16 protein-coding genes, 1 tRNA gene and 1 pseudogene are annotated in these 17,970 nt (G+C 39.9%); 1 reads left to right on the forward strand and 17 read right to left on the reverse strand.

The features are described 5' to 3' along the window. Positions 1–60 precede the first annotated feature (60 nt). From argS to ON15_RS03570, 6 genes are all read right to left on the reverse strand, one after another. The gene (gene argS, locus ON15_RS03550; protein ID WP_010580112.1) at positions 61–1,764 is read right to left on the reverse strand and encodes an arginine--tRNA ligase; all 1,704 of its coding nucleotides are present in this window, start codon (positions 1,762–1,764) and stop codon (positions 61–63) included. A gap of 54 nt (positions 1,765–1,818) precedes the next feature. Continuing rightward, a complete protein-coding gene (locus ON15_RS11730) occupies positions 1,819–1,962 on the reverse strand; it encodes a hypothetical protein (protein ID WP_156397508.1) in 144 nt (47 codons plus the stop codon). A gap of 29 nt (positions 1,963–1,991) precedes the next feature. Next, a tRNA-Gly gene (locus ON15_RS03555) sits at positions 1,992–2,062 on the reverse strand. Between the two features lie 47 nt (positions 2,063–2,109). Beyond that, positions 2,110–2,316, reverse strand: coding sequence for a hypothetical protein (locus ON15_RS03560; protein ID WP_010580113.1), 207 nt, complete (start codon positions 2,314–2,316; stop codon positions 2,110–2,112). Positions 2,317–2,378: 62 nt separating this feature from the next. Next, a complete protein-coding gene (locus tag ON15_RS03565; RefSeq protein WP_010580114.1) occupies positions 2,379–3,773 on the reverse strand; it encodes an MATE family efflux transporter in 1,395 nt (464 codons plus the stop codon). 161 nt (positions 3,774–3,934) lie between these two features. After that, positions 3,935–4,822 (reverse strand): LysR family transcriptional regulator, encoded by an 888-nt coding sequence (locus ON15_RS03570; RefSeq protein WP_010580115.1) that lies wholly within the window; start codon positions 4,820–4,822, stop codon positions 3,935–3,937. 121 nt (positions 4,823–4,943) lie between these two features. On the opposite strand from ON15_RS03570, the gene ON15_RS03575 reads away from it, so the two are divergent. Further along, the gene (locus tag ON15_RS03575) at positions 4,944–6,128 is read left to right on the forward strand and encodes an aminotransferase-like domain-containing protein (protein ID WP_010580116.1); all 1,185 of its coding nucleotides are present in this window, start codon (positions 4,944–4,946) and stop codon (positions 6,126–6,128) included. Positions 6,129–6,311: 183 nt separating this feature from the next. Here the strand turns inward: ON15_RS03575 and purD are convergent, their stop codons facing one another. The 11 genes and pseudogenes from purD to ON15_RS03630 all read right to left on the reverse strand — a co-directional run. Next, positions 6,312–7,586: a phosphoribosylamine--glycine ligase gene (gene purD, locus ON15_RS03580; RefSeq protein ID WP_010580117.1), complete on the reverse strand. Its 1,275-nt coding sequence runs from the start codon at positions 7,584–7,586 to the stop codon at positions 6,312–6,314. Positions 7,587–7,601: 15 nt separating this feature from the next. Beyond that, positions 7,602–9,143 carry a bifunctional phosphoribosylaminoimidazolecarboxamide formyltransferase/IMP cyclohydrolase gene (gene purH, locus ON15_RS03585; protein ID WP_010580118.1) on the reverse strand — a complete coding sequence of 514 codons (1,542 nt, stop codon included), beginning with the start codon at positions 9,141–9,143 and terminating at the stop codon, positions 7,602–7,604. Then, the gene (purN, locus tag ON15_RS03590; protein ID WP_010580119.1) at positions 9,124–9,729 is read right to left on the reverse strand and encodes a phosphoribosylglycinamide formyltransferase; all 606 of its coding nucleotides are present in this window, start codon (positions 9,727–9,729) and stop codon (positions 9,124–9,126) included. Before purN ends, purH begins: the two co-directional genes overlap by 20 nt. A 3-nt stretch (positions 9,730–9,732) precedes the next feature. Then, positions 9,733–10,776, reverse strand: a complete 1,044-nt coding sequence (gene purM / locus ON15_RS03595) for a phosphoribosylformylglycinamidine cyclo-ligase (RefSeq protein ID WP_010580120.1) — start codon at positions 10,774–10,776, stop codon at positions 9,733–9,735. Next, positions 10,777–12,237: an amidophosphoribosyltransferase gene (purF, locus tag ON15_RS03600; protein ID WP_010580121.1), complete on the reverse strand. Its 1,461-nt coding sequence runs from the start codon at positions 12,235–12,237 to the stop codon at positions 10,777–10,779. Next, positions 12,213–14,435 (reverse strand): phosphoribosylformylglycinamidine synthase subunit PurL, encoded by a 2,223-nt coding sequence (purL, locus tag ON15_RS03605; protein WP_010580122.1) that lies wholly within the window; start codon positions 14,433–14,435, stop codon positions 12,213–12,215. Before purL ends, purF begins: the two co-directional genes overlap by 25 nt. After that, a complete protein-coding gene (gene purQ / locus ON15_RS03610) occupies positions 14,435–15,115 on the reverse strand; it encodes a phosphoribosylformylglycinamidine synthase subunit PurQ (RefSeq protein WP_010580123.1) in 681 nt (226 codons plus the stop codon). The genes purL and purQ overlap by 1 nt, the downstream gene beginning before the upstream one ends. After that, positions 15,112–15,360 carry a phosphoribosylformylglycinamidine synthase subunit PurS gene (gene purS / locus ON15_RS03615; protein WP_010580124.1) on the reverse strand — a complete coding sequence of 83 codons (249 nt, stop codon included), beginning with the start codon at positions 15,358–15,360 and terminating at the stop codon, positions 15,112–15,114. The genes purQ and purS overlap by 4 nt, the downstream gene beginning before the upstream one ends. A gap of 3 nt (positions 15,361–15,363) precedes the next feature. Further along, a complete protein-coding gene (purC, locus tag ON15_RS03620; RefSeq protein WP_010580125.1) occupies positions 15,364–16,077 on the reverse strand; it encodes a phosphoribosylaminoimidazolesuccinocarboxamide synthase in 714 nt (237 codons plus the stop codon). Positions 16,078–16,395: 318 nt separating this feature from the next. Continuing rightward, positions 16,396–17,691 carry an adenylosuccinate lyase gene (gene purB / locus ON15_RS03625; protein ID WP_010580126.1) on the reverse strand — a complete coding sequence of 432 codons (1,296 nt, stop codon included), beginning with the start codon at positions 17,689–17,691 and terminating at the stop codon, positions 16,396–16,398. 18 nt (positions 17,692–17,709) lie between these two features. Beyond that, a pseudogene (locus tag ON15_RS03630) lies at positions 17,710–17,970 on the reverse strand (5-(carboxyamino)imidazole ribonucleotide synthase); the annotation flags it as partial.

Genomic DNA, 17,970 nt, shown 5'->3' on the forward strand with positions numbered 1-17,970 from the left:
TTTTTCTATTCAAAAAGTCGTGTTTAACGACAACACGACTTTCAAAGTAATTTTAAATTGTTACATTTCATCCGGTGCTTTAACACCCAAAAGACGTAAAGCTTCTTTCAAGACAATTGCAACAGCCTCAACCAAGGCTAAACGACCATTTAGACCGGCGTCGTCATTTAAAACCCGATTGTGTGCATAGTATTGATTGAATGCTTTAGCTAAGTGCAACGCGTACTTGGCAATGACTGAAGGTTCATATTCAGTCACCGCACGCTCGATCATTGTCGGAAAATCTGCCAATTTTTTTACGATTCCCCAGGCTTCTAGATTTATCTGACTGGAAATCCGCAGCTGATCTGGCAATTCGCCAAGATTTTTGCCCGATTTACGCAGGATGCTTTCCGCTCTGGCATGAGTATATTGCACGTACGGACCGGTCTCACCTTCAAAACGAACAACTTCTTCCAGATTAAAATCAAAATTATCCATCCGGTTGTTTTTCAAATCATGAAAGACAACCGCTCCAACACCAACAGCTTTGGCAACCTCAGCCTTGTGCTTTAAACCAGGATTTTTTTGTTCAATTTGTTTTTGAGCTAACGCCACTGCGTCATCCAGTACCTTTTCCAACAGAATTACCCGACCAGCTCTGGTTGACAATTTATGTCCACCAGAAGTAATCAAGCCAAATGGAATATGATGAATTTGATCGGACCAATCAGCACCCATTTCATGTAAAACAGCTTTCAACTGTTTAAAATGATTAGTCTGTTCGCTGCCAACGACATAAAGTGACTGAACAAAATGGTAAGTCCGTTTACGATAAACAGCTGCTGCCAAATCCCGTGTGATGTATAAAGTCGCTCCGTCAGTCTTTTTAATCAAGGCTGGATTTAAATGATACTTGCTCAAATCCACAATTTGAGCACCACGACTTTCATGTAGCAAACCTTTGTCCGCTAAGATTTCAACAATTTCCGCCATTTTGTCATTATAAAAAGCTTCCCCATTATATGAATCAAACTCAACTCCCAGCCGATCATAAACTTTCATGAAAGTCTGTAACGAAATTTTGCGAAACCATTTCCAAAGCTCCATGGCTTCTGGATCTCCGTCTTCCAATTTTCTAAACCATTCACGCGCTTGATCATCTAACTCAGGATGCTTGACATCAACTTGATGAAAATGAACATAATACTCCAATAACTTATTGATTGGATCCTTTTTTACTTCTTCTTCAGAACCCCAAAGTTTATAAGCGGTAATCAGCTTGCCAAACTGGGTCCCCCAATCGCCCAAATGGTTGATCTTAATTGGTTGATAATTGACTTTTTCTAACAGCTTAGCTAAAGAATTGCCAATCACGGTTGAACGTAAATGTCCCATCGACATTGGTTTAGCGATATTGGGTGAAGACATATCAATCGGGACATTGCCGCCTTGACCTAAATCTTGCTCGCCAAATTTAGCTTGCTGAGTCAAAATAGTCTCTAAAATCTGTTGACTAAACTTTTGCTCATCTAAAAAGAAATTTAGATACGGGCCAACAGCCTGAACTTTTTCAAATGCTGCCGCATCAATTTTTTTAGCTAAATCAGCAGCAATTTCAACTGGTGACTGATGCATTTCTTTGGCTAAGATAAAGGTTGGGAAAGCCAAATCTCCTAATTTGCCAGATTTAGGAATTTCCAATAAACTATTAAGTTTTTCTGGCGCCATCTCAACCGGTAAAACCTGCTGTAAACTTTGAATAACTTGTCCTTTAAAATCCATAATTTTGTCTCCTTAAAAATTAGAATATTTGTAAAAAAAAAACTCTTACATTAATTAATGTAAGAGACGAGATTTCCCGCGGTACCACTCCGATTGATCACTAACGATCCGCTTGTAAATTTTTAATTGTTCACAAAAGCGCGCTTCAACTATCTGCAGTACCCGGCTTTCACCATTCCAGACTCGCTTTAACTGCAAAAATAGCCTACTCCTCTTTTGCAATCTTAAGCGGGTGACGAGAATCGAACTCGCGACGCTAGCTTGGGAAGCTGGTGTTTTACCACTAAACTACACCCGCAAGACAGCTTTTAGTATAGCATAAAATATACTCGCTGTCAGCATCTTTTATTTGATTCTCTTGATGCTCTTTAAACGAACGATCGCTCGCTTATGAAAATCATTGACAGCTACTTCATCCTCCTGGTCATATTCCAAAATTTTAACTAGGGCTGAATTCTCATAAATTTTTTCAATACTGCCGACAAAGTCGTGATTTAAACTGCCAAATTTTTTACATTTGACTTTTTGCCCAATTTTAAAATCGTTATCCATTTGATCACCTTTTCAATTATTCTTTATCAATTTACACTTTTTACACATACTTCTCAAGAAATTTACTCATTCAAACAAGCAACTTTTTTAGCTGGTTGCACTGCTGCCAAATGCTGGGTTTGTCGACTCTTATATTTAAGCATTTTGATGGCTTTAAAATAAGAAATTCCTAAAACCAAGCATGATCCCAACCAAGCTAATGGATTGGCAAAGCATGCTCCCAGATAACCCAAAGAATTGGCTAAGACTAAAGCCGCCACACAGCGCATTGCCAATTCAGCCATTCCAGCCAGAGTTGGCACAACACTTTGACCTAATCCTTGCAATGTATAGCGCAGGATAAACAAAACCGCTAGAATAAAATAAGCAGAACCATTGACATTAAAATAAACTTGTGACAGATCCAATACCTCTTTAGCTGCCTTACCGACAAAAAGTGTTACCATCGCTTTGCCAAAGGAAATCACTAAAGCCCCGCCAAACAGACTGAAACCAATGGAAACCAGCAAACACTGCTTAACTCCTAAAAGAATCCGATCATACAATTTGGCTCCATAATTTTGAGCAGTAAAAGTTGCCATCCCGATTCCTAACGACATCATCGGCAAAGTAGCAATCTGGTCAATCTTGCTGGCTGCCGTTGTAGCTGCAACAGCTGTTGTCCCTAAGCCATTGATTGCTGATTGAATCATGATTGAACCAATCGCAATAATTGAAGCCTGAAATGCCATAGGTAAACCAATATAAAGATGATGAGCAATCTTTTTCCAAGTAATTGCCTGAAAATCTTGCTTATGCACTTGCAATAAAGGAATATGCCGCATGATATACCCAATACACAGCAAAACTGACAAAAACTGAGCAATAACAGTGGCAATCCCTGCACCGCTAACACCCATTTTAAAAATTAAAATAAAAATTAATTCTAAAATAATATTTACAACGGCGGCGACAATCAAAAAATAAAGGGGCGTCCGACTATCACCCAGAGCCCGAATAACGTTTGATAATAAATTAAAAGCCATCGAAGCAAAAATACCTGCAAAAATTATGGAAATAAAAATTTGGGCATTTTTTTCAATGTCTGCCGGTGTCTGCATCAGTTGGAGGATTAAATGAATAAATGTCAAACTGACAGCTGTTAAGAAAACTGTTACTACCGCACAAATTACAATACTCGTCGCAAAACTTTGACGAACTTGCTGATAATCATGTGCTCCAAAATACTGCGCCGTTAAAATTGATAATCCAGCAGTTAGCCCTTGAGCAAAACCAATAATCAAAAATTGAATGCTGCCAGTCGATCCAACTGCTGCTAACGCTTTAACTCCCAATGTTTGCCCAACGATCAAAGTATCCGAAATACTGTACAACTGCTGAAATAAGTTACCAATGACTAACGGCAAAGTAAAAAGGATGATCAGCTTGATTGGGCTGCCCTTAGTTAATTCTTTCAATATAATCCTCCTGTAATTCAAGCAAAAGCACTTCATCAAAATCATGTTTTTAAATCATAGCACAAAATCTATTAATTGCAATACTATTCTCGGATTTTTTTTTAGTTGTCATTAGAACTTAATTAAGCAAACTTCAGCTCATCTTCTCTTTAAAATGTTAACTACCACTTTTCCCCGTAACGACTTGCTAAATAGTCTTGGATTGCTTTAACAAAAGCTTTAGTTGAAGGCGTTTGTTTGGCTTCAGAATGTGTTACCAAACAAATCGTCCGGTAAAAATGTTCCTTAAAAGGATAATAATTGACATTGCCCGAAAGTTTTTGTAAGGCCAATTCAGGTAAAATCCCTAGTCCCAAACCACTTTCAACCATTGCAATAATTGAAGCGTCATCAATACTATAATGAATTGAATTCAAAGATACTTGATAGGTATCTAAAGCCCTTTTGGTATCTCGATCATAATCGATCTGTTGCAAGATAAAATTTCGGCCTTCAATATCATCAGCAGTGACGATCTCTCCAGCTTGCGGCTTGAAACTTTCCGGTGTCACACAATAAATTGGATCCCGATGCAAAGGAATAACTTCCAACTTTTCTTTAATTGGCAAAGCACTAAAACCAATATCGATCGTCCCGATACGGACTTGCTCAGCAACAGCATTGAAATTCCCTTGCGTAACCAATAATTCGATTTGCGGAAAATTTTTCTTAAAACTGCGAATGATATCCGGCAACCAATTAATGCAAACGCTGCTGAAGGCTCCAATCCGAATCCGCCCTTGATTCAAGCCATTGATTCGTGCAGCTTCTTCGGCCAACTTAGCCTCAGCATTTAAAATATCCTGAATGACTGGCAAAATTTTTTCGCCGTCTTGCGTCAATTTAACTCCCGTTCGATTGCGAATAAAAAGTGAAAAGCCAAGTTCTTTTTCCAAATTAGTGATTGAGTGGCTAATGGCAGAAGGAGTTACATTTAATTGACTAGCAGCAGCCAAAAAAGTTTTCTGCTTTGCTACTTCACTAAAAACTTCATACGCAAAAGTTGACATTTAAGCTTACCTTCCTTTATTGAATTAATTTCACTTTAAATTGAACAAAATGAATTTTACTTAATGATAAATCTAGTTTACACTATTAGCAAGCACAAATATCAGCAAGGAGGATCTAATTATGATACCAAAAATTTCACATCGTCATCCCCAAGGAACTTCAAGTTTAGCCGCTTTATTCTCCTTGAGTGATCGTCCTAACTCAATTTCATTTTCTGGCGGGTATCCAGATCCTGCTCTTTTTCCTAAAAATGAATTAGAAACAGCTTTCCAAAAAAGAATCAAGCTGGCTTCTGCTGATCTCTTCCAATATCAATCCGTTTTAGGCAACCCTGACTTGCGGGGAAAGATTATGTATTATGTAAAAAGATTAGGAGTTACAGCTGAAACTGATCAAATTATGCTGACCCAAGGTGGACAAGAAGCAATCAAATTATTAGCCAGTCTCTTCCTTGATAAACACGATGGACTCGCCGTTGAAGGCCCAACCTACATTGGAGCAGTTGAAGCTTTCAATGAATATCAACCAACTTATTATGAAATTCCAATGCAGCCTGATGGAATGGACCTTGATCTTTTGGAAAAGCAACTGCAGCAACAGCAAATCAAACTAATTTATGTTATTCCTAATTTTCAAAATCCGACTGGCTATTGCATGTCAATCGAGAAAAGAAAACGTTTGGCTAAGCTAGCCAGTGCTTATGATGCCCTAGTGATCGAAGACGATCCTTATCGCGAATTACGCTACCAAGGCCAAAGTTTACCACCAGTCAAAGCTTTTGACCAAACAGGTAATGTAGTGATGGTCAATAGTTTTTCAAAGATCCTATCTCCGGCTTTGCGTTGCGGCTGGCTATTAGCTGATCCCAAAATCATTGCACCGCTTGCAACATTACGACTTTCTTTTGATTGCCAATCTTCCAATGTTGTCTTAGAAGCCATCGATCAATATCTGAATGACAATGACTTTGCGGCACATATTCATCAGCTGCGAAAAACCTATCGTACCAAGCTGCAAGCTATGCTAACTGGCTTAGCCGAAAATTTACCGAAAAATTGTACTTTTTCCCAACCAACTGGCGGCTTTTTTGTCTGGGTAACACTTCCAGCAGAACTCGATGCCCAAAAATTGCTTAAACTAAGTAAAGGCGTTACTTTTTTGCCCGGTAAAGACCTTTTCGTTGTTTCACATCAAGCAAATCATTTACGATTGAACTTCACAGGAACAACAACTCAACAAATTAAACAAGGCTGTCAAGAACTCGGGCAAGTAATTCAGCAGGCTTTGCAACCGGCAATCGGTTAGGCTCAAATCATATCTTAACACGATAGATAATAATAAAAAAGGATAACTAAAAAATTAAGCATAAAATCGATTTTCTTCATTAAATAATGACTTTTTTCTAAAGCTTTTAAAGGGAGCTTGAAGCAAATTAACTTTTGTTTCAAGCTCCCTTTGATAATTAGAATCAAATAACTTTTTGATAGCTTAGGCAAAAATTTTACCAGTCGCTTTTTGACCGATATCATGACGGTAAAAACATCCCGTCAAATTCAGAGAATTCAAATAATCATAAGCTGTCTTTTGAGCAGCTAATAAATCAGGCTGACTTGCAATTACCGCAGCTAAGCGGCCACCATTTGCAACCAGTTTAGCCGGTACTTGGCCAGCAACATTAGCATAATCAATTTGGATTTTTTTATTTTCTGCCAATACTGGTAATTTTTGACCAATCTGTGGTGATTGCGGATAACCTTGAGCAGCAATCACTACTGCTACAGCAGCAAAATCTGCAAAAGTCACTGGCGGCAACGGTTGGTTTTGGACACAAGCATCAATTAATTTGGCAAAATCACTAGCAATTCTAGGCAAGACAACTTGAGTTTCCGGATCGCCTAGCCTAACATTGTACTCAATGACCTTGGGGCCCTTTTTGGTGACAATCAATCCAATATACAAAACTCCATGATAATTGAATTCTGCTTGCCGCAAGCCAGCAACAGTTGGCTCGACAACTTCCGTCAGCATTTGCTGATATAGTTTGGTCGACAATTGCGGTAATGGACTGTATGCACCCATTCCACCAGTATTTGGACCATGATCATGATCTGCTACTCTCTTATGATCCTGAGCCATCGGCAAAATTTGATAATTAGTTTGACCAATAACGACAAATAATGAATATTCATCCCCAGCTAAGAATTCCTCTAAAACCACCTGCTGTTTACGCTCTTCAAAAACTTGTTTAATAGCTTGTTGCGCTGTCAGTCGATCCTGAGCAATCGTGACCCCCTTGCCAGCTGCCAAACCATCAGCCTTGATTACGACGGGCAAATCCAAATCGCTTAAACCAATCAAAGCTGACTGTTCATCAATATAAGCCTGATAATGGGCAGTTGGAATCTGATATTTTTTCATAAACTCTAAAGCAAATTTTTTTGAACCCTCAAGCTGAGCTGCTTGGGCAGTTGGTCCAAAAATTTTTAAACCAGCAGCTTGAAACCGATCAACAATTCCCGCCACTAAAGCATCTTCTGGCCCAACAAACGTCCAACTAATATTTTGCTTTTTAGCAAACTCAATCAGCTGATCAAAAGCTAGCTCACCCAATGGAACCAGCTTAATACCAGTTGCAACCATTCCAGGGTTCCCTGGCGCACAATAAACCTCACTAACTGCAGGACTTGCCAACAGTTTGCGGGCAATTGCATGTTCGCGCCCACCAGAACCAATGACTAAAATCCGCAAATTTGAAGCCGTCATTTTGCCCCTCCTCACTTAATGTCTGAAATGACGAATACCAGTCATAACCATCGCAATTCCATACTTATTAGCCATCTCAATCGAATCCTGATCGCGAATACTACCACCCGGCTGAACAATTGCTTTAACCCCATGTTCAGCAGCATATTGAACACAGTCGTCCATTGGAAAGAAAGCATCACTGGCCATTACTGTCTGATCGTTAATTTGATCTGCAGCATGCTTGATTGCAATCTTAGTCGAGTCAATTCGGTTTGGCTGTCCAGCTCCAATTCCTAATGTCCGTTGACTATTAGCAACCACAATTGCATTGCTCTTAGTATGTTTGACCGTTTTCCAAGCAAAAAATAGATTAGCCAATTGATCCTTAGTCGGTGCCTTTTTAGTTACAATTTGCCAATCAGCTGGATCCTCCGCTAATACGTCCTGGTCTTGAACCAGCAAACCACCCATAACAGAAATAACTTCTTTTTCAGTTGGCTCATCCTTTGCTGTAAAATCAAGCTGCAACAATCGAACATTCTTTTTCTTAGCCAAAACTTGGTAAGCATCTTTCGCAAAGTCTGGTGCAATGATAATTTCCAAAAATAACTTATGCATTTTTGCTGCTGTTGCTAAGTCAACCGGACGGTTTAGTACAATTACACCACCAAAAATTGAAATTGGATCAGCAGCATAAGCGCGATCCCAAGCCTCTTCTAAGGTCTTACCTTGGCCAACTCCACAAGGACTCATATGTTTTAAAGCCACAACAGTTGGTTGAACGAATTCCCGAGCTAAGCGAAGCGCTGCATCTGCATCTTTGATATTATTATATGAAAGTTGCTTGCCATGCAGTTGTTTGGCATTGGTCAGTGAATATTTTTTGACTGGCAAAGCATCTTTGTAAAGCCAGGCCCGCTGATGACTGTTTTCTCCATAGCGCATGGTTTCTTCCAGCTCATAAGTTAGTGAAAGCTTCTCCGGTGCTTCAATGCCAACTTGCTTTGATAAATATCCAGCAATCAACGCATCATATGCTGCCGTATGTCGAAATGCTTTAGCTGCCAATTTAGCTCGGGTTGTTAGTTCAACTTGATCATTTTGATCTAATTGATCCATGATCAACTGATAATCAGCCGTATCCACGACGACGGTAACATCCTGATAGTTTTTAGCCGCACTGCGCAGCATACTCGGACCGCCAATATCAATGTTTTCAATTGCTTCAGCTAAAGTTACACCTGACTTCATGATTGTTTCTTTAAAAGGATATAAATTGACACAAACTAAATCGATTGGATGAATGCCAAGCTTCTTCATAATCCGTTCGTGTTCCGGTAATTCGCGCCGGCCAAGCAAACCTCCATGAATAAAAGGATTCAAAGTCTTGACGCGACCATCAAGAATTTCAGGAAAACCGGTCACATCTTCCACTGGGGTTGTTTTAATCCCCGCTTGGGCTAAAAATTTTTGCGTACCGCCAGTTGAAACAATTTCAAATTGATGCTCAATTAATTTTTTGACAAATGGAACTAGATTTGCTTTGTCGGAAACACTAACTATCGCTCTTCTCATTTTTGGTTGGCTCCTTTTCTAGTAAATTTGTTAAAATCTGTTTGACGACTGCCGGATAAAGTTGATGCTCACAGTCATGGACTCGCTGTTCAAGACTTTTTGCAGTATCAGTCGGTAAAATTGGGACATGTTTTTGAGCTATGATTGGACCTGAATCAAGCCCCGCATCAATATAATGAACTGTCACTCCAGTTTGTTTTCGCTGATCAGCAAATGCCCGCTCAATCGAGTGCAAGCCTGGATATTCGGGCAAATAAGCTGGATGTAGATTAACGATGCGGCCTTCATAATTTGCCAAAATTGGACCGCCAATAACTCGCAGGTAACCTGCAAGAATAATAAAATCAATCTTTTTTTCAATGAGCAGCTGGTAAACCCTTCTCTCATATTCAGCTTTGCCACCACATTCTTTGACAGTTAATGATGCCCAGGTAACCCCCAAACGTTTAGCGCGTTCAATTACGTTTGCCTGCGGATGATCACAAAACAAAAGTGCCAATTGACCTGGAATCTCATGCTTTAAAAACTTCTTGGCCAGCACTTCAAAATTAGTCCCATTGCCAGAAGCAAAAATTGCTACTTTCATTGTTTAGCCTCGCTTAATTACTATCTTTGCTTGATTTGCCATTCGTGGCCGCAATTTACCAATCAAATAACTTTTTTCATCATTGGCTTGCAGCAACCGTTGCACCTGCTTAACCTGATCAGCTGCAACTGCTAAAACCATGCCAATTCCCAAATTAAATGTCCTAAACGCATCCGTTTCAGTTAATTGACCTAATTTTTGCAAATAGGAAAAGATTGGCAAACGTGGCCAGCTATCCGGATCAATCACTGCTTGCAGTTGATCATTATACATTCGCGGCAAGTTTTCATAAAAACCACCGCCGGTAATATGGCTGATCCCTTTGACCAATTTTTGCTCCAGTAATGGTTTGACAGCTTGAACATAAATTCGCGTTGGCGTCAATAAAACTTGTGCTAGGCTTTGACCATGCAACTCCACCGGCCGATCATTCAAAGTTAAATGATGATCCTTAAATAAAATCTGCCGAACTAATGAATAGCCATTGGAATGTAGGCCACTTGCCGGCAAACCTAGCAAAACATCTCCAGCTTGTGGCAACTGAGCAGTTAAGAGTTGATCTTTAGCAGCAATTCCAACTGCAAAACCGGCTAAGTCATATTCATCAGGAGCATACATATCTGGCATTTCAGCTGTTTCACCACCAATTAAAGCTGTTTCAGCTTGCCGACAGCCAGCCGCCACGCCTTTAACGATTGCTGCTAACTTTTCAGGTTGATTATGGCCAGCTGCAATATAATCTAAAAAAAACAACGGCTGAGCGCCCTGAGCTAAAACATCATTCACACACATGGCAACACAATCAATACCAATCGTCTGATGCTGATCAGCTTTTTGAGCAATTAGCAATTTCGTGCCAACACCATCTGTCCCCGAAACTAAAATTGGATCATTAATTTTTAACGCAGAAAGCTCAAATAATCCGCCGAAACTTCCCAAGTGACCGAGAACCCCCGGTCGTGCAGTTGAAGCCACATCTTGCTTGATCCGTTTAACCAGTTCATAACCAGCCTCAACGTTGACACCAGCCTGTTGATAACGATCCATTTAATGAACGACCTCCCGTGCTTTTTGTTTTTGGAGCGATTTTAAATAACCTGCTTCGTAGTCATAAAGCGGTGTTGGATATTGGCCGTCAAAGTAAGCTACGCATAAACCGCCATTGGGATTGTCACCGGCATCTGGTACCGAAATTGCTTTGATTAGATTAGGAATTGACAAAAATTCCAGTGAATCCGCACCAATAATCGAACACATTTCCGAAACAGTGTAATTTGCAGCCATTAATTCAGAGCGGGTTGAGATATCAATTCCGTAAAAACAAGGGAAACGTAAGGGCGGTGAAGCAATCCGCATATGAACTTCTTTAGCACCAGCTTCTTTTAACAATCGAACAATTTGTTTGCTTGTTGTTCCGCGCACGATCGAATCATCAATAATCGCAACTTTTTTACCCTCGACAACACCGCGAACAGCAGAAAGCTTCATTTTTACGCCGCGTTCTCGCAGTTCCTGCGTTGGCTGAATAAAAGTTCGCGCAATATACTGATTTTTGATTAACCCCATTTCATATGGCAGATTGCTTTCCTCTGCATAACCGCTAGCCGCCGAAAGTGAAGAATTTGGAACTCCGATTACCATATCAACATCAGCTGGGACCGGTGCTTGACGGGCTAACAAACGGCCCATTTTCTTACGGGCATTATGAACTGTGACTCCATGGATAATCGAATCTGGACGGGAAAAATAAATATATTCCATTGAACAAATCGATAATTGAGTCTGGTCCGTATAGTGATCAATATGCAAACCGTCATGATCAATAATGATCAATTCGCCTGGTAAAATATCACGAACAAATCTTGCACCAATCATGTCAAAAGCACAGGTTTCACTTGCAACCACATAAGCACCATTATCAAGTTGTCCGATTGACAGCGGTCGAAATCCATTCGGGTCAAGAGCTGCAATCAAGCAATCCCGGCGCAAAAGCAGGAAAGCAAAACCTCCATGAACCTGATTCAAGCTTTTTTTCAAAGCATCAATAAAGTTCAGCTGTTGATTCTTGCGAATCAAATGGATCAAAATTTCTGTATCAGAGGTTGACTGAAAAATTGCTCCTTCGTCTTCAAGTTGCTTTTTTAATGAACTAGCATTCGTCAAATTGCCGTTATGGGCTAATGCTACATCACCATCATGAAAATGAAATAAAAACGGCTGAACATTAGCTAAAGTATTATTACCGCTAGTGCCATAGCGAACATGACCGATTGCCATTGTCCCAACTAAATGATCTAAATCCCTCCGATTGGCAAAAACTTCTGACAATAAACCACGATTCCGAAATTGCAGCAAATGTTGCCCATCGCAAGAAACAATTCCTGCTCCTTCTTGGCCGCGGTGCTGCAAACTGTGCAAACCAAAATAAGTCATTCGGCTTGCTTCGGGAGTTCCAAAAACACCAAATACTCCGCATTCTTCGTTTAATCCTTTGATTTCATAAGGCATGGTATTGCTTCCTCCCATAATTTTTCGGCCTGCAAAAGATCAAGTTGATAACAACCAGTTAAAGTCTTCAACTCAAGCGTTTTTTGGGCAGTAACTTGACCAACCAGTTGAGCATTGCTTCCCAATAAATCGGTAAATCCTGCTGTTTTTTCGGCTGGAACGGTTACTAAAAATCTACCTGGAGTTTCACTAAACAGCTGCTGGTCTGACAAGTCCACTTCAAGTCGCAAGCCAAATTGGGTCGCAAAGGCACTTTCAGCTGCCGCAACTGCCAAGCCGCCTTCGCTTAAGTCATGAACACTGTTTGTCAACCCTCTTTGAACAGCAGTCAACATTTTTTTCAACAAAGCTGTAACTGAAGCTAAATCAAAATCTTGCAGTTTGCCGCTGATCGATCCAGTTAATAATTTTTGCAATTCACTGCCAGCATAGTCATCTTTCGTTGTTCCAATTAAATAGACCTGATCACCGGCATTTTTTAAAGCAATCGTTGCTCGAGGCTGAAGATTTTGGATCAAACCAACCATTCCAACCATTGGTGTTGGATAAATGGCCTGATGATTGTTTTCATTATATAACGAAACATTGCCAGAAATTACTGGAATCTTTAATGCCCGGCAAGCCGCCGCCATTCCTTTGATTGAATGATGCAATTCCCAATAAATTTCAGGATCATGCGGATCGCCGTAATTCAGGCAATCAGTAATACCTAAAGGCTCTGCCCCACTGGCCACTAAATTGGCTGCCGCTTCTAACACCGCTAGCTTACCGCCAACTTCTGGATCTAAATAAACTAAACGGCCATTGCCATCGGTAGTCATCGCCAGCCCTTTCTTAGTTCTTCTGATTCGTAAAACTGCCGCATCACTGCCCGGTCCAACAACCGTATTGGTTCTGACTTGAGAATCATAAGTTTGAGTAAACATTTTCTTGGAAGCAATTGTCGGCTGCTGCAGCATTTGATAGAAAACGTGTTCAACATCAAACTGAGCTAGCCATGTTATTGGCTCCTGAGCAGTTTGAATTCGTTGGGGCTGCTTTTCAGGAACCTGTTCTTCTAATACATCCTCAGTCAAAGAACTGACCGGTATGTCAGTTACTTTCTGACCATGCTGCCACAGAATATATTGGTGACCACTAGTTACACGGCCAATGACAACTGCTTCAAGGCCATAGTCTTTGAACAATTGCTTAACTTCTTCTTCAAATCCAGTTTTAACACACAATAGCATTCTTTCTTGTGATTCACTAAGCATGATCTCGTAAGCTGACATATTTGGCTCACGCTGTGGAACTAGATCTAACTGGAGTTCCATCCCGCTTTGAGCTTTTGACGCCATTTCACAGCTTGATGAAACTAGTCCAGCTGCACCCATATCTTGAATTCCGACTAGCCAGTCTTGATGTTGGTGCGTTAACTCTAAGCAAGCTTCCATCAATAATTTTTCCATAAAAGGATCACCGACTTGAACGGCTGAACGCTGTGTTTCCCTTTCATCAGCAAAATCAGCAGATGCAAATGTTGCTCCATGGATCCCATCGCGTCCAGTCTTAGCGCCGACATAAATGACCGCGTTGCCAATTCCTTGAGCCCGACCTTTTTGCATATCATTTTGATCCATTAAGCCAACACACATGGCATTGACCAAGGGATTACCGGCGTAACATGAATCAAAAGTAATTTCGCCCCCAACCGTTGGAATTCCCATGCAGTTGCCGTAATCGCCGATACCGGCAACAACTTCATTGATTAAATATTTTATCCGCGGACGATTGATTTCACCAAAGTGTAAAGAATCAAGCAGCGCAATTGGACGAGCACCCATACTGAAAATATCTCGAATGATTCCACCAACTCCGGTTGCAGCTCCCTGATATGGTTCAACAGCTGAAGGATGATTATGGCTTTCAGCTTTAAAAACGACTGCCTGATTATCACCAATATCTAAAATACCAGCTCCTTCTCCCGGGCCTTGCAAAACTCTTACACCTTGACTGGGGAATTTTCGCAAAAGTGCCTTAGACATTTTATAGGAGCAATGTTCACTCCACATCACCGCAAATAAACCAGTTTCTGTGTAATTTGGCAAACGTTTCAATAATTTTTGGCAAATATAATTATATTCTTTTTCACTTAGTCCCCAATTCAAGTAAGGTTTTTTTATTTTTATTTCTTCAGGAGTCATTTCTGTGACCATTAGTTGATTGCCTCCTTCAAATTTCCAGTCAATAATGATTTAAATAATCTTAAACCATCAGTATTTCCTAATAATGCTTCGACTGCCCGTTCTGGATGTGGCATCATCCCCAAAACATTACCTCGGCGATTAGTAATCCCAGCAATTTCATGCAAACTGCCATTAGGATTCTCACCAACATAGCGGAAAACTACCTGATGATTAGCTTCAAGTTCAGCTAGCGTTGCCTGATCAGCATAGTAACTGCCATCCGCATGAGCAATTGGCAGCTTGATTTGCTCAGCTTGCTGATATAGTTGCGTAAAAATTGTCTGATTATTCTCAACTTTTAAGCCAACAGTTTTGCAAACAAATTTCAATGAATCATTTCTTTTTAAAGCTCCTGGCAGCAAACCAGCTTCCGTTAAAATTTGAAAGCCATTGCAGGTTCCAAAGACCGGTTTCCCAGCCTCGGCAAAAGCTTTAATGGCGGGCATAATCTTACTGAAACATGCAATTGCCCCACAACGCAAATAATCCCCATAAGAAAAACCGCCTGGCAGCATGACAGCATCAAAACCCGATAAATTATCTTGTTGATAAGAAACATACTCTGCTTGTGCTTGACATACTGATGTTAAGGCTTCATAAAGATCGATATCACAGTTTGATCCCGGAAAAACAACCACAGCGACTTTCATTTTTGTTCCTCCAATACTTGGTAACGATAAGTCTCTAAATTAAAATTAACCAACAATTTTTCAGCTACTTCTGAAATGGTTTGCTCAAGGTCAGCTGAGTCGTCTAATTGAACATCAAAAAATTTTCCAACTCCAATTTTTTTAATTTGTGGATATCCCAAACTTTGAACAGCGGAAGTAATCGTTTCACCTTGAGGATCAAAAACTGATGGTTTATAAGTTACATAAATACGCACGATCTTCATCTTTTATTCCCCCAATTTGCTTGCTAAGCGCCGCAGAACTTCTGAATAAACATCTGCTAAATCACCTAATTCACGTCGAAAAACATCTTTATCCATATGCTGCTTGGTTTTTAGATCCCATAGGCGGCAATTGTCTGGAGAAAATTCATCGGCTAAAATAATCTGACCATCAGCTGTTCGCCCAAATTCAAGTTTAAAATCAACGAGCTGCAAACCAAGCGATGCAAAAAGCGGAGTTAACAATTGATTTACCTGTCGTGATAATTGCCAAATTTGCTTGATTTCAGCCGGTATAGCAACTTTCAGTGCATAAACTTGTGATTCATTCATAAATGGATCATCAAGCTCATCGCTCTTGTAATACAATTCTTCGACAGGTACTGCCAATCTCAAGCCCTCTTTCACTCCAAAACGAGCAGCAAAATGACCAGCTCCAATATTTCTAGTGACAACTTCTAAAGGAATGATTGAAACCTTTTTGACCAATTCTTCAGTTGCTGAAATTTTTTTTACAAAATGTGTTGGAATTCCATTTTGAGCTAGATATTTAAAAACTAACGTTGAAATTTCATTATTTAATTTCCCTTTGCCGCTGATTTGATCTTTGCGTTTTCCATTTAAAGCTGTCGCCTGATTGGTATAGACGACCCGTAAAAGCTGATCATCATCAGTTGTCCACAATTGCTTTGCTTTCCCGGCATAAATCATTTTTGCCATTTGAAATTGCCATCCTTTCGTTAAATACGAATATTAATAATAAATAGTCAATTAAATAATCGCTATTTTTCTTAAAGATTAACAATTTTATTTAACTTAGTCAATAGTGAAAAAACGAACTTTATTATTTATTTTAAGCTTTTAGTTTTTATTTGAATCAAAAAAAGCTTTTAAAAATATTTTTTCTTAGAAATTTAGCCAAATTAATGAACTTTAAGCAAAACAGCTAACTTTAAATTTTATTGAAATAACGAACAATTAAAAAAGACTGAGCTTTAATTACTAATCTCAGTCTTTTGAAAAATTTTATGAAAGTGTTTAAGCTAATCCCAAACGTTGAAAAATATCATCGACATGACGCAAATGCCAATGATAATCAAAGGCATCGTCTAAATCGGCTTTTGACAACAATGAAGAAATCTTAGGATCGCGCTCTAACAAAGGTCTGAATTGAACCTGTTTATCCCACGACTCCGCTGTTTTAGGTTGAATTAAATCGTAAGCTGCCTCCCGTGTCATTCCCTTGTCGATTAGCTTTAACAATACTCGACCACTATAAATCAAGCCAAAAGTCCGTCCCATATTACGTTTCATATTTTCAGGAAAAACCGTTAAAGTATCGAGAATTCGCCCAAAGCGCTGCAGCATATAGTCAATCAGAATTGTTGTATCTGGCAAAATAATTCGCTCAGCTGAAGAATGTGAGATATCCCGTTCGTGCCAAAGAGTTACATCTTCATAAGCTGTAAGCATGTGGCCACGGACTACCCGGGCTAAACCGCAAATGTTTTCTGAACCGATTGGATTGCGTTTGTGCGGCATAGCCGAAGAACCCTTTTGACCCTTGGCAAAATGTTCCTCGACTTCACGGGTTTCCGATTTCTGCAAGCCGCGAATCTCCGTAGCAAATTTTTCCAAACTAGTAGCGATCAAGGCCAAAACAGCTAAGTACTCCGCATGCAAATCACGCGGCAGTACCTGACTGGAAATCTCCTGCGAACGAATACCGAGCTTTTGACAAACATACTGTTCTACGAATGGATCAATGTTGGCATAAGTTCCAACTGCTCCACTGATTTTGCCGGCTTCAACGCCAGCTGCTGCATGTTCAAAACGCTCAATATCACGATTGATTTCTGAATACCAACGTGCCAGTTTCAAACCAAAAGTGGTCGGTTCGGCATGAACCCCATGAGTCCGTCCCATCATGACAGTCTCTTTGTATTGCACTGCTTTTTTGGCAACAATTTGTTTAAAGTCCGCTAAATCTTGCCGTAAAATCTGATTAACTTGCTTCAATTGATAACCATAAGCGGTATCAACCACATCCGTACTTGTTAATCCATAATGGACCCATTTCCGTTCTGATCCCAAAGACTCTGAAACACACCGCGTAAACGCGATCACATCATGATGAGTCACTGCTTCAATTTCCTGAATCCTTTTAACATCAAATTTAGCATTTTTTTTGATTTTGGCAACATCTGCTGCTGGAATATGCCCTAATTTCGACCATGCTTCATCGACGGCAATTTCAACTTCTAACCAGCATTGATATTTTTTCTGATCACTCCAAATTGCTGCCATTTCAGGTCTTGTATATCTTGAAATCATTTTTATCTCCTTACTAATTTAGTCCCAAACTTTTGTTGCTGCAATTTCAGCCAGCGTTTGTTCTAAGTCATTGGTTAAAATTGTAATATGACCCATTTTACGATCCCGACGAACCTCCGTCTTGCCATAATCATGAAATTGCCATTGCGGTTTTTCAAAAACTAATTCCCTGGCTCCCGTGACATGCTGACCTAAAATATTAACCATGACAACTGGTTTAAGCAATTTAATTTTAGGCAACGGCCAATTGCAAATTGCTCGATTATGAATATCAAATTG

It is taken from the genome of Liquorilactobacillus vini DSM 20605 (genome assembly GCF_000255495.1).
GTDB lineage: Bacteria > Bacillota > Bacilli > Lactobacillales > Lactobacillaceae > Liquorilactobacillus > Liquorilactobacillus vini.

What these genes read in the sequence shown, in the direction of transcription:
- argS (WP_010580112.1), bottom strand. Translation starts at nt 1,764, where the DNA reads ATGGATTTTAAAGGACAAGTTATTCAAAGTTTACAGCAGGTTTTACCG.
- ON15_RS03560 (WP_010580113.1), bottom strand. Translation starts at nt 2,316, where the DNA reads ATGGATAACGATTTTAAAATTGGGCAAAAAGTCAAATGTAAAAAATTT.
- ON15_RS03570 (WP_010580115.1), bottom strand. Translation starts at nt 4,822, where the DNA reads ATGTCAACTTTTGCGTATGAAGTTTTTAGTGAAGTAGCAAAGCAGAAA.
- ON15_RS03575 (WP_010580116.1), top strand. Translation starts at nt 4,944, where the DNA reads ATGATACCAAAAATTTCACATCGTCATCCCCAAGGAACTTCAAGTTTA.
- purD (WP_010580117.1), bottom strand. Translation starts at nt 7,586, where the DNA reads ATGACGGCTTCAAATTTGCGGATTTTAGTCATTGGTTCTGGTGGGCGC.
- purH (WP_010580118.1), bottom strand. Translation starts at nt 9,143, where the DNA reads ATGAGAAGAGCGATAGTTAGTGTTTCCGACAAAGCAAATCTAGTTCCA.
- purN (WP_010580119.1), bottom strand. Translation starts at nt 9,729, where the DNA reads ATGAAAGTAGCAATTTTTGCTTCTGGCAATGGGACTAATTTTGAAGTG.
- purM (WP_010580120.1), bottom strand. Translation starts at nt 10,776, where the DNA reads ATGGATCGTTATCAACAGGCTGGTGTCAACGTTGAGGCTGGTTATGAA.
- purF (WP_010580121.1), bottom strand. Translation starts at nt 12,237, where the DNA reads ATGCCTTATGAAATCAAAGGATTAAACGAAGAATGCGGAGTATTTGGT.
- purL (WP_010580122.1), bottom strand. Translation starts at nt 14,435, where the DNA reads ATGGTCACAGAAATGACTCCTGAAGAAATAAAAATAAAAAAACCTTAC.
- purQ (WP_010580123.1), bottom strand. Translation starts at nt 15,115, where the DNA reads ATGAAAGTCGCTGTGGTTGTTTTTCCGGGATCAAACTGTGATATCGAT.
- purS (WP_010580124.1), bottom strand. Translation starts at nt 15,360, where the DNA reads ATGAAGATCGTGCGTATTTATGTAACTTATAAACCATCAGTTTTTGAT.
- purC (WP_010580125.1), bottom strand. Translation starts at nt 16,077, where the DNA reads ATGGCAAAAATGATTTATGCCGGGAAAGCAAAGCAATTGTGGACAACT.
- purB (WP_010580126.1), bottom strand. Translation starts at nt 17,691, where the DNA reads ATGATTTCAAGATATACAAGACCTGAAATGGCAGCAATTTGGAGTGAT.